Below are 11,909 nucleotides of genomic sequence, written 5' to 3'. Positions count from 1 at the left end.
TCTGTGGGTGCAGTGGTCCGGCACGCCATCCTCGGCCGCCTGGCGCCAACGGCACGATTGAAACCGCTGTACGGCCGCCGACAGCGCCGGCGCGGGCGCCGGGGCGGCGTCCGCAGTTGGTGTCTCAAGTTGAGGCACTGGCACGTCAACGGGGTCGAACTCAGGACCTGCCATATCCAAAGATTGTGCCACATCGGTGGCTGTGTCGCAACTGAGACACCTCACGGTGTGCCGCTGGCTGGGAATGGCCCGTATTTACAGGCTCCGAACCGCCGCTTCGACCCTCCGGGCCAGTGCGGCGTAGTCGTCGCCACGAAGGGCGATTTGGGGCCCAAACCTCACCCGGACGGGTCCGCGCCGGGCCATGTGCCACGATTCGTGCAAGACCCGGTCAACCCCATCCAGTCGCACCGGGACCACCGGCAGTCCCAGTCGGCTCCCAATCATCCCGACGCCCCCGCGAAACGCCTTGATTGATCCCGTCTCGGCCCGTTCACCCTCCGGAAAGAGGAGCACGGATTGCCCCGCCGCGGCGAGTTCGCCGATGTAGCGCAGCGTGTCGCGCGCGCCGACCTCGCGCTGCGGCAGCGGGAACCCGTTGAAGCACAGCGCAGCCAGGTAGTAGAACGCACTGCTCGCCCAGCGTTCGCGCCGCCCGACATTGGCCGGAAAGAAATGCGCCGCAAAGAATTCCTTGCGCATGGCCGGCGCGACCCGGTACCTCCACCGTGCCGGTAGAGCCGCGAGCACCACCGCAGTATCCATGTGGCTCTGATGGTTCGAGGCAAAGACAACGGGGCCATCGACGCCAGTGAGATGTTCGACTCCCTCGATAGTCAATCTGGCAAACCACCTGGTCAGCGGCAACACCAGCACGTCGAGCACGATTCTGCGGACCACCCTTGCCACGCGCGATCGATTCCACGAAGGAAACGGCACGCTCTCCCGTGCACCGTCGGTTGGTGCCGGTGCCTGCTCGACCAGCGCGCGGAGATCGCCCAGATCGCGGGCCTGCGAGAACGCCACTTCGTCAACGGAGGTCAGAAATCGCTGTTCGATCGCGATCATCAGTTCGATCCGATCGAGCGAGCTCAGGCCGAGATCGTCAATCTTGGTGGCCGAGCCCACGCTCCGACCCGGCGCGAATCGTACGAGCAGATCCTCCAGCGGATCACCCGATGTCGCCGCGCTCGCGGTTCGCTCGCCGCTTCGCGCCCACGCCTTGATCTCGACACGCTTGAGTTTCCGCGTGCCCTCGGTTCTCGGCAGTGGGCCGTCGGTCCACACCAGCGCCGTGCGGACCCGTTGGTGTTCGGCAAGTATCGCATTGGCCCTGGCGATCACGTCATCAGCCACCGCACCGGGCTCGACGACGAGCACGGCGGTCACGCGCTCGCCGGTTCCATCGTCGACGCCGACCACCGCCGATTCACGCACGCCGGGGATCACATTCAGCACGCGCTCCACATCATCGGGAAACACGTTGAGGCCGTCGGGCCGGACGATTAACTCCTTCTTGCGGCCACGCACGTACAGCCGACCCTCATCGTCGAGCTGGCCGATGTCGCCGGTTCGCAGCCAGCCGTTCTCGAATGCCGCGGACGTGGCGCCTGGTGCGTTGAAGTAGCCGGAGGTCACGCTGTCGCCACGGACGAGGATTTCCCCGTCCTGAGCAATCTTCACGTCGAGCCCGTCGAGCGGTTTTCCAACCGATCCACCGTGCGCCGCGAACGGGTGATTGAAGGCCACGATGGGCGCCGTCTCGGTGAGGCCGTAGCCCTGGACGACAAGGAATCCCAGATTCGACCAGAACGCTTCGAGTTCGGGATCGAGCGGAGCCGCGCCGACCACGCAGCTCCAGAACTTGAGGCCGAAGAGGCGATGCACATCCCGGTGCTGCCACCAGCGACGGGTCCAGTGCACATCCGGTCTGGCTCGCCGACTGACTGATGGCGCGACGCGCGTCACGTGCTCGCGCAGGACGTCGAGCATCTTCGGGACCGACACCAACACCGAGACGCGCCGCCGGTGAATCAGGCGAATGATGTCGGCCGGGTTGTAGCTCCGCATGAAGATCGTCGTGCCGGCCAGCATCGGCGGGATGAATGTGGCCATGGCCTGCCCGAACATGTGGCTGAGCGGGAGGAGATTCAGGAAGCGGAGCGGGGCGGCCGGCCTGAAGTACGCGCGGAACCGCGCAAGATCGCGTTCGACAGGGATGATGTTGGCCAGGATGTTCCGGTGCGTCAGCACGACACCCTTCGGCTCGGCCGTCGCGCCTGACGTGAACAGGATTTCGGCCGTATCCTGGCCCGCCAGTTCGACAGGTGGTGGCTCGGCGACCTCGCGCCAGTCCATGTCGGCCAGTCGCCAGACCTGCGCGCCGTCAATCGTCCCGGACCCGTTCGCCTCGTGCGATTCGATCCACGCGACGTCGCGGCCGACCATCATCACGGGCGCATCGACGACGCGTCTAATCCGGCGGACAAACTCGAGAGAGCTTCGGTAATCGACCGGAACGACCACGACGCCCGCGATGATGGCGCCCCAGAGCGCCGCGATCCACTCGGGCGAATTCTCGCCCCACAGCAGGACCCGATCACCTTTGCGGAGGCCGGCCCTGGCCAGTCGTGCCGCCGATGCGCGGGCCGCGCGCCCGACATCGGCGTACGTCCAGGTCCTGATCCGGTAGCCGTCGTCGTAGACGAGGAATTCGCCCCGGGTTACGGCCAGATCGGCAAACACGTCGGCGAGAGTGTCGCGGCGCATGATAAAGGAAAATTGGGTCAGACCCATTTTCTCATGTCAGTCTCATTTTCCCGGGGCGTTTTTCGACCGCGTGTTGCAGTTTCTGCAACATTTCGTCCTGACACCGGCGCCCGCTGACACCTTAGGAGGACGGTTAGAGAGGCGAGGCCCCAGGCCCTTGCCTAGTTCTGTACAGGCGGTTCTGTGTGTGCGAGGATCTCGCGGGCGGCGGCGAGCCCATCCTCCAGCGTGGCAACCGAGCCATCCAATTGGCGCTCGTAGACGGCCTTCACAATTCGGCCGACCGGGGGCCCGGGCTCGAGGCCCATCAGTAGGACATGCCGGCCCTTGAGCAGCGGTTCGGGCGGCCGGTGCTCGACGCCAAGTGCCCGCGCTCGCTCGACAAACCAGTCCATCGCCGAGCAGTCGAAGTCGCCCGTGCGGCCCCGGCAATCCGCCCGGGCCAGTCGCGCGAGCAACTCGAGGTCCACCTTCTGCGCGAGCCGTCTGAAGGCCCCATCTCCCACCGGTGTCGCGGCCTTGTGCCACATGCCTGGGGCGAGGTGATACGCCACCAGGCCGACGATGTGATGGCGCGCGTCGAAGCCGTCGACGGAATGGACGTTGAGGCGGTCGAGATACGCCAGCGTCAGCGCCACCCCGACAGGTTCGTGATTGGGTGAACGGATGCGGCCATCGAGAAACGCCGTGGTCGCCGGCTTGCCGAAATCGTGGCATACGGCACCCAGCATGATCGTCAGACCCCGTGCCCGATCGAGATCGTCGATGGCCGCGCGCGCATGGTCGACGACCATGAGCGTGTGCACCCAGACGTCGCCCTCAGGATGCCATTCGGGTTCCTGCCGGCATCCGACCAGCGCCGCCATCTCCGGCATCAGTCGAGGGATGACCCCGAGATCCAGGCCCAGCGCGAACCCGACGGACGGCCGGGGGGCGCCGAGCAGCAGCTTTTCGACCTCCCCAAAGACCCGTTCGCTCGGCAGATCGTCCAGCGCGATGGACCGGCACAGATCGCGCGTCTGGTTTTCGACCACGAGTTCGAATCTGGCCGCGAATTGGAGGGCGCGCAGGACGCGCAGGCTGTCGTCGCCGAACGTGGAGGCATCAACGGCGCGGAGAATGCGCCGCTCGAGGTCGTCACGGCCATGGCATGGGTCGAGGTACTCGCCGGTCAGTGGATCCCATGAAATGGCGTTGATGGTGAAGTCGCGCCGCCGGGAGGCCTCCTCGATTGACATCGACGGATCGCCCTGCACGTCGAAGCCGCGGTGGCCGTGGCCCATTTTGGATTCCCGGCGCGGCAGGGCCACATCGATGTCATCTATTTTGAAGACGGTGAACTGTTCGCCGACGCTATCGACGCGTCCGAAGCGTTCGAGCAGGGCCCGTAGCGCCGGCGCGGGCAGACTATAGACCTCGACGTCGATGTCCCTGGACGGGAGGTCGAGGATGCGGTCGCGCACCCACCCGCCGACGACGAGGGCACGCCCGCCGGCATCACGCACGGCGCGAGCGATCTGCAGCACGCCCTCAGGAAGATGGGGTGCCGAAGCGGTCGATGCTCGGAACGGGTCAGCCGTCAGCGTTCTCCGAAGATGCCCTTGAGGACGAATCCCACGTTGGCCGGGCGCTCACCCAGCCGGCGCATGAAGTAGGGGAACCATTGTTTGCCGAACGGGACGTAGACCCGCATGCGATATCCGTCTCGCACGAGTGCCGCCTGCAGATCACGTCGGATGCCATAGAGCATCTGGAACTCGTACTTGTCCTTCGCGATGTGCTTCTCGGCCGCGAAGGCCTTGGTCGCCTCAATCATGGCGGGATCGTGCGTCGCGATGGCCGGATACACGCCGTCGGTCAGTAGCGTCTTCATGATGCGCACGTAGGCCGCATCGACCTCGGCCTTGGCCTGATGCGCCAGGTTCGGCGGCTCCTTGTAGGCGCCTTTCACCAGCCGGACCCGGATGCCGGCCTTGCACATCGCCCGGGCATCATCTTCGCTGCGGAAGACCGCGGACTGGAGCGCCACGCCCGTATTCCGGAATCCTTCGCCCCACATGACGGCAACGACATCGAACGTCTTCTGGATGTACGGCGTGTTCTCGATATCGACCCGCACGAAGACGTCGTGCTGTCTGGCGAGCGTGAGGATGCGCCGCAGGTTGTCGCCACAGACGGCGACATCGATGTCCAGACCCAACTGGGTGAGCTTGACCGAGATGTTGCGATCAATGCCGGCTGCCACCACGTTTTCGATCAGGTTCAGGCATCCCCTTGTGGCCGCGTCGGCTTCGGCCACGGTGGTGATGCTCTCGCCGAGTTGATCGAGCGTGAGCAACATACCCTGGCCCTGGATGACGCGGGCAGCCGCCATCGCCTCGTCGACGGTTTCGCCGGCGATGAAGCGCCGGCCGAAGCTGGTCGGTTTGGCCATTCCGTAACGTGAGGCGAGCTGTTCAATGGATTTGCTGCGGGCGAGGGCGTGGAAAAACGATTTTGACAGCGCGTCCAGCATGATCAGGTCCTGTCCGGGGCTGACGGAAGAAGATGTTGAATTGATCGGGCATAATAACGAAGCAGACCGCGATCGCGCACGCGGATCCGGCTGCGCTCCGCGTGCAGGATCCCGCGCCGGTCGAGCGCGGCCACGCCGTCGTCGACCGCCTGCCGCGCGTCACGCACGCCAATATTGGCCTGGTTCCGCGCCAATCCGTCGAGCAGTGTGCCCACACGGGCTTCAAGGTCCCGGCGGGTAAGCGAGGGCCTCATCGCCGCCGACACCAGCGCGGTGGGCAGCACCTTGTAGAGACGGCCAATCGCATCCCGCGTGCGGTGCGCCAGATCGAGCACATCCCGTCGCGACTCGTGCTTGTAGCCGTCGAGAGGAATCGGATCACCGAACACGACGAACGCACGCGATCGGTACCCCACCGCCATCGTCGCCATCTCGGCCAATTCCCGGGCAAACGGCCGCTGCCGTCGCTTGACGCCCTGGCGCGCGACGATGCGGTCCTCGAGCACGAGATCGTACGCAATCGCGACCGGCACCACGACGACATTCGGCAGTTCGGCCTGCATGGCCGCGTGAAGCAATCCCGTCTTGGGTGCCTTCAGTTCGCCGCTGTACGAGCGTCCACCCTCGATGTAGAAGAGGAGGTCCCTCCGGTGCAGCAGTTCGGCGACGTAGGCCTTGAGCGTGATCAGGTAGACCGGGTCCTTCGTGTTGCGGCGGATGGGGATGGCCCCGGTCACGTGCCGGTGCAGCAGGCCGAGGGGCCCCGCGAACAGATTGATCCCGGCCGCGGTGATCGGAGGCCGGATGCCATGGTCGTCGAGAATGATCGGCTCCACCAGATAGTCGGTATGGCTCCGGTGGTTCGACGCGTAGATCACCCGGCTCGTCTGGAGGGTCGCCTGCAGCGTGTCGATGTGTTCCACGATCCGTTTAATCTTCCGCAGGATGGGATAGAGCGGGTGCCGCAGCGCGTGGTACAGGAAGTACCGCTGCGTCGTGTGCAGTTCGTCGAGATACGCGTGCACGCGCTCTTTCGACTCGGGCGCGCTGTCGCCGTGCGTTCCCTGCAGCAGCCGGGCAATCTCGTCGCGCGCCAGCACCGCACGCGTGATGTCGTCGAGCAGTTCCGGATGTGGCATCGGTCCTCGACTCGTGCTCAGGCTCGCAGGTGATCGCCGGCGTGCTCGATGTCGCGGCAGACCGCGTCGGTGAACTCCGTCGTGGTGGCCGTGCCGCCCAGATCGCGGGTCCGCGTGCGGGGATCAGTGACCACCCTGGTGAGGGCCTGCGTCACCGCGTCGGCGCGCTCCATCTCCCCGATGTGCCTGAGCATCATCACCGCCGACAGCAGGAGCGCCATCGGATTCGCGAGGTTCTTGCCGGCAATATCTGGCGCCGTGCCGTGCACGGCTTCGAACACGGCCGTGCTGGTGCCCATATTTCCGCTGCCCACCACGCCAAGACCGCCGACCAGGCCCGCGCACAAGTCCGACAGGATGTCGCCGTACAGGTTCGGCATGAGCAGCACGTCGAACTTCTCGGGCGTCATCACCAGGTGCATGCAGGTGGCGTCGACAATCCGTTCGTCGTACACCAGATCGAGAAAGTCCCGTGCCACGTTGCGGGCGCAATCGATGAACAGGCCGTCACTGAGCTTCATGATGTTGGCCTTGTGCACCGCCGTGACTTTCTTCCGCCCGTTCTTGCGCGCGTACTCGAAGGCGAACCGCGACACGCGGGTCGAGGCCCGCTCGGTAATGATCTTCAGACTCTCGACGACGCCCGGAATCACTTCGTGCTCGAGCCCCGAGTAGAGATCCTCGGTGTTCTCGCGAACCAGTATGAGATCGACGCCCTGAAACCGTGACTGCACGCCCGGCAGGTTGTAGACCGGCCTCAGGTTCGCGTAGAGGTCGAGCGCCTTGCGCAGTCCCACGTTCACGCTCGTGAATCCGGTGCCGATCGGCGTCGTCAGCGGTCCCTTGAGCGCAACCTTGTTGCGCTCCACCGAGTCGAGCAGCGGATGGGGCAGCGTGGTGCCGTGCCGTTCGAGCGCGACGATGCCCGCATCGTGGCGCTCCCAGTCAATCGCGACCCCGGACGCTTTGAGAATCCGCACGACCGCGGCGGACACTTCCGGTCCGATGCCGTCGCCAGGGATGAGCGTAATCGTATGTGCCATGGCAATCGTCTATTATGCGCGATTCGCGGGGGCAGGTCAGCCGGGGGGGTCAGCTCCGGACGGGCTCGAACACGGGCGGCATCAGCCGCTTGTGATCGCTGGCGTGCACCAGCGATTCAATCTTCGACGCCACCGCCGGCGCAACCGCTGCGGGGCCCTCGCGCTGGAACTGCTCGAGTTCGGCGTACGTGAACCCCATCTCGCCCTCATCGGTCTGACCCAGCCAGAGTCCGGCGCTCGGTGCCTTCTCCATGATGCCGCTTGGCACGTCCAGCTCGCGCGCCAGCGCCTGCACCTCGCTCTTGACGAGCGCACCCAGTGGCAGCACGTCGACGCCCCCGTCACCGTACTTCGTGAAGTACCCGATCGCGATCTCGCTCCGGTTGCCCGTGCCCGCGACAATGTAGCCGAAGCGATTGGCCACCGCATACAGCGTCGTCATGCGCAACCGGGGTTTCAGGTTCGCCAGCGCCAGCCTGGACGGCGTCCCGTTCCCGGCCATGCCCCAGCTGAGCTGGTTGGCCAGCGCCTGCTGGATGCTGCTGATCAGGTCGTCGTACCCGGCCGTCAAATCGATGGCGAGAACCGGGAGCTTGAAGCGCTCGGCGACCAGCCGGGCATCCTGTTCGTCCTGGGGATCGCTGTGCGCCGGCATGATGACGCCGAGGACGGCATCTCCCATGGCCAGCTGCGCGACGCGCGCCACGACGGCCGAGTCGATGCCCCCGCTCAGCCCGACGACAATGCCCTTCGCGTCGGCGGCCTCGACCTGCTGGCGCAGCCAGGCCGCCATCTGATCGACAACGATAGACATGCCTTGACTATAGCCTATTCAAGGGCGGCGCTCGGCCGCGTTGACGATGGCCTCGGCCCCAGGCGAGTCGGGCCACACCGGAACCGGCGCCGCGGTGTACGCTGCGTGGGCCAGCGACTCCTGGAACAGCGCCGTCTGTGATGCGTAGAACATCAGTTTCACGAACAGGCGCGCCAGAATGAAGATCTGGCCAATCGCAAACCCCGTCCAGATCTGAAGGCCGCCGCCTCCCGCTCCAGGCGCCACAAGCGCATAGAGGAGCAAGACGACGACGAAGCACGACCCGTTCAGCAGGTACAGCCCGCCGACCGCCGCTGGCTTCCGGATCACGAACCGCCACGCGGCCAGCAGCGCACCCAGCATGCTGTACCGATCCTCGACGACCGCGCGGATCTTCGCGTAGTCGAGGACGACATTCCAGAACACGAGCAGCGCCCCGAATGCCGCATACAGTGCCAGACGCAGCAGGAAGGCGGTGCGCTCAACGGTCATATCGTGGGTGGCCGCATTCCACAACCGCTCGAAGAGCCACCCGTGGACGTACGCAAACAGCAGCCAGTACCCAACCAGGCCGAGAATGCCGAGGCGAAGGAAGCGCGGAAAGTACACGCCGCACGCGCCAAAAAACGCCTGGCGGCGGGTGGCGCGGTTGCGCGCGAACCGGTCCAGGATGCCGCCGGCAAGAAGCAGCCAGACGAGCATGTACGCGCCGGCCAGGGCGAGGACGGCAACCGGCAGCGTTCCGTTGTCGAGCACACGGCTCAGGTTGTCGAGCGTCGCGCCGAACCCGATGATGGTCGGCGAGAAACTCCTGCTGAGCCCGGATGCCGACTCGCCGAACTGGTCCCACCACTCCAGGCTGACGCCCTTCAACATCGTGTCGGCTTCGGCGCTTGGGCCTAAGGACGCGGCAATGTCCTCCCGGACGACCAGCCCGGGGAGTGTCGTCGTGATGAGAATCAGCAGGTACACGCCCGCCAGGATGGCCGGTGCCCGCCACACGCGCCTCGCACCGTCCGTGAATGCCGCGATGATGCTCGTCATAGCGATTCGCCCCGCGCCGTCAGATAAAGAATCCGTACGTGGCCAACGCGTCCTGCAACCACACCATCCACTTCAGCATCCACTTCTGCGCGGCAGCGGCCGAGGCCTGATGCGCCCGGTAGCTGTTGTTGGTCCGGTTGATGTCGAGCAGCAGGATGCGATCCGGATCCACGACGACGGCCTCGACCCCAGTTCCGCGCTCGTAGACAAACGATGTCCAGCGTTCGCGGCCGTCCCACTGCTCGCGCACCTGCTCACCATTGCCGAAACTCACCAGCACGTCGACCGGGAAGATCGCCTCACCGTACCGGCGGACCACAACCGTCGAGCGGACACGGCCGCCCTGACCCGCGCCGGCTTCGAAGGTCACCTTGCCGTTGCGGTCCACGTACCCCGGCCCCGGGACCGGCTCGCTACGTACGGCCTGCACGCCATAGTCGAATACATTCGAACTGCGATACACCTGATCAAAGAACCAGGTCATATCTCGCCCCGACACCTCATTGACCACTGCAAAGAAATCCTGCGGGGACGGGTGGCGGAACTTCCAGCGTTCGAAAAACGTGGACATGATGCGCTGCATCGTCGGCCAGCCGAGGTAGCGCTCGAGCGTGTTCAGCCACAGCGCCGTCTTGTTGTACGAGAGTCCGCCGCCGGAGGCGGGGAAGTACTTGTAGCTGGGCGTCGACGGTGCGTCGGATCTTGCCGAACTCCGATATCCGCTCAAGCCGTTGCCCGCCACCTCGCGCGACAAGGCGATGTCGGAAAACACATACGGGATGAAGCCGCCGAAGTACCGCCTGGAGTAGTAGTTCGTCTTCAGCAGCGGGTTGGCCTCGATGGCTCTCGCCGTCGAGTACGTATTGAACCCTTCGTCCAGCCACGCGTCCTCGAATTCGTTGTTGCCGACGATGCCGTACCAGAACTGGTGGCCGGCTTCGTGAACCGTGACGCCTTCGGGCTGCGTGACCCGCGCCGGTACCAGCCATCGGGACCCGGCCGTAAACAACGTCGGGTACTCCATTCCGCCGGTGCCGCTCTGCCAGGCGGGATCGATGATCGTGATGTTGGGATACGGGTACGGGCCAAACCACTCCCCGTAGAATTGTAGCGCCGTCCGCGTCGCTTCGAAATGGCGCTCCGCCTGGGTTGCGTGCTCCGGTTGCAGCAGCAGGCGCATCTCGACGGGCGGCAGCCTCTTGTGCTCGAATCGCGCCTTGCGCTCGATGAAGTCTGGGCTGGTGGTCCACGCGAAATCGTGGACGTCCTCGGCGTGGTAGACCCAGGTGGTGGTGCCGTCGGCGTTGTCCGTGTGCGACTGCTCGCGGCCGCTGGCGCCGAGCACCCAGCGTCCGGGCACCTGCATCCGGACGTCATAGATCCCGTAGTCCGAGAAGAACTCCGTGCCGGAGTGGAACTGGTGGCAGTTCCAGCCGGTCTCCTCGAGCACGCCGAGCTTGGGAAACCACTGGGCGATGAAGTAGTAGTTGCCTATCGTGCCGGTTCGCGAGAAGGTGCGGGGGACTTTCGATGTCCACGTGACCTCGACGTTGATCGTCTCGCCGGGCTGAACCGGTGCGGGCAGCGGTACCTGGAGCACGGTCTGATCGTTCGGATTGCCGTCATCGGGACTGATGTAACGCCGACGCGACGACAGGTCGATGGGCGTCGAATCGCCGGTGAGCAGTCGCACCGCGCCGACCTCGATCCAGCCCCAGTCATCCTGCGCGATTCCGCTCGGCATGCGCCCGGAGAGTGTTCGCTCACGCAGCCAGGTCGACTGCATGTTCTTCCAGGCGTTGTAGTACAGGTGGAAACGCAGTTCGGACGTGCTCGTATTGGTGATGTTGCGCCAGGTCACGACCGCGCGGCCGTTCAACGTTCGCGAGGTATGATCGAGCGCGACGTCGATCGAGTAGTTCGCGTTGCGTGGCGACAACGCCCCAGGCTGAACCGATCCCGCGACAGAGGCTCCCGTCGGTTTGACCGGAACCGCGGCGGGCCGGGCCGCTGCCGGCGGCGCAGGGCGCCTGGGTCTTTGCGCGAGTCCCGAGCCGGCCCCGGCTAATGTCGCTACGGCCAGCGTCAGAACCGCGATTGGCAACAGATGAGCACGCATGAGCATCCCCTCTGATGTGGTACTGCGTGCAAATCGTAGCGCAGACCGACCGGCGAGTCGAATAGGGCGTCGGTAGCCGGGATTCGGGATTCGGGATTCGAGATTCGGGGTTCGGGAAGAACCTGCAAGGATGCCCGCTCTCCACGGTGGCACCCGCTGATGTTGGCGGACGTACGGTTTCCGTAGCGGCCCCTCGAACCAAGCCGACAGCGAAGTCCTGAGCGAAGTCGAAGGGCGGCAGTCTGCAAAACGTGCCGTGAGGGCCAAGACAGGACCGGGGCCAGGAGCCCCCGTCCGTAAGGTCGGCGACAAGTCCCGGCAAGGCACGTTTTGGTGCGCCGTGAAGCGGCGTGTTCCTCGTGGGATGAAAGGAGCCCACCCCTATGAACCGCTGAGCAGTAGGGTAGCGCGGTCCCCTGCGTGAGGTCGTGAGACCTCCAGCAGAAGCGGGACCTGTATGCCGGGC

8 protein-coding genes are annotated in these 11,909 nt (G+C 65.3%); all 8 read right to left on the bottom strand.

Annotated features, from left to right (window positions below; genetic code table 11):
* Positions 1 to 255: 255 nt before the first annotated feature.
* The 8 genes from NT151_07115 to NT151_07080 all read right to left on the bottom strand — a co-directional run bounded on the left by NT151_07115 (position 256) and on the right by NT151_07080 (position 11,443).
* Positions 256 to 2,769, bottom strand: coding sequence for an AMP-binding protein (locus tag NT151_07115; GenBank protein MCX6538684.1), 2,514 nt, complete (start codon positions 2,767 to 2,769; stop codon positions 256 to 258).
* A 161-nt stretch (positions 2,770 to 2,930) separates the two neighbouring features.
* Positions 2,931 to 4,295 carry an HD domain-containing protein gene (locus NT151_07110; GenBank protein ID MCX6538683.1) on the bottom strand — a complete coding sequence of 455 codons (1,365 nt, stop codon included), beginning with the start codon at positions 4,293 to 4,295 and terminating at the stop codon, positions 2,931 to 2,933.
* 53 nt (positions 4,296 to 4,348) lie between these two features.
* Positions 4,349 to 5,284: a proline dehydrogenase family protein gene (locus tag NT151_07105; protein ID MCX6538682.1), complete on the bottom strand. Its 936-nt coding sequence runs from the start codon at positions 5,282 to 5,284 to the stop codon at positions 4,349 to 4,351.
* A 2-nt stretch (positions 5,285 to 5,286) separates the two neighbouring features.
* Entirely contained in the window at positions 5,287 to 6,423 is a 1,137-nt protein-coding gene (locus tag NT151_07100; GenBank protein ID MCX6538681.1) for a 1-acyl-sn-glycerol-3-phosphate acyltransferase, read from the bottom strand.
* A gap of 17 nt (positions 6,424 to 6,440) precedes the next feature.
* The gene (locus NT151_07095; GenBank protein MCX6538680.1) at positions 6,441 to 7,466 is read right to left on the bottom strand and encodes an isocitrate dehydrogenase (NAD(+)); all 1,026 of its coding nucleotides are present in this window, start codon (positions 7,464 to 7,466) and stop codon (positions 6,441 to 6,443) included.
* A 49-nt stretch (positions 7,467 to 7,515) separates the two neighbouring features.
* Entirely contained in the window at positions 7,516 to 8,280 is a 765-nt protein-coding gene (gene nadE, locus NT151_07090) for an NAD(+) synthase (protein ID MCX6538679.1), read from the bottom strand.
* A gap of 18 nt (positions 8,281 to 8,298) precedes the next feature.
* Positions 8,299 to 9,324 carry a hypothetical protein gene (locus tag NT151_07085; GenBank protein ID MCX6538678.1) on the bottom strand — a complete coding sequence of 342 codons (1,026 nt, stop codon included), beginning with the start codon at positions 9,322 to 9,324 and terminating at the stop codon, positions 8,299 to 8,301.
* Positions 9,325 to 9,343: 19 nt separating this feature from the next.
* Positions 9,344 to 11,443 (bottom strand): M1 family metallopeptidase, encoded by a 2,100-nt coding sequence (locus tag NT151_07080; protein ID MCX6538677.1) that lies wholly within the window; start codon positions 11,441 to 11,443, stop codon positions 9,344 to 9,346.
* Positions 11,444 to 11,909 lie beyond the last annotated feature (466 nt).

The sequence above is a fragment of the Acidobacteriota bacterium genome (assembly GCA_026393675.1).
Lineage (GTDB): Bacteria > Acidobacteriota > Vicinamibacteria > Vicinamibacterales > JAKQTR01 > JBAXOX01.
This window is presented reverse-complemented; position numbering and strand designations above follow the sequence as displayed.

What these genes read in the sequence shown, in the direction of transcription:
- NT151_07085 (MCX6538678.1), bottom strand. Translation starts at nt 9,324, where the DNA reads ATGACGAGCATCATCGCGGCATTCACGGACGGTGCGAGGCGCGTGTGG.
- NT151_07115 (MCX6538684.1), bottom strand. Translation starts at nt 2,769, where the DNA reads ATGCGCCGCGACACTCTCGCCGACGTGTTTGCCGATCTGGCCGTAACC.
- NT151_07095 (MCX6538680.1), bottom strand. Translation starts at nt 7,466, where the DNA reads ATGGCACATACGATTACGCTCATCCCTGGCGACGGCATCGGACCGGAA.
- NT151_07105 (MCX6538682.1), bottom strand. Translation starts at nt 5,284, where the DNA reads ATGCTGGACGCGCTGTCAAAATCGTTTTTCCACGCCCTCGCCCGCAGC.
- NT151_07080 (MCX6538677.1), bottom strand. Translation starts at nt 11,443, where the DNA reads ATGCGTGCTCATCTGTTGCCAATCGCGGTTCTGACGCTGGCCGTAGCG.
- nadE (MCX6538679.1), bottom strand. Translation starts at nt 8,280, where the DNA reads ATGTCTATCGTTGTCGATCAGATGGCGGCCTGGCTGCGCCAGCAGGTC.
- NT151_07100 (MCX6538681.1), bottom strand. Translation starts at nt 6,423, where the DNA reads ATGCCACATCCGGAACTGCTCGACGACATCACGCGTGCGGTGCTGGCG.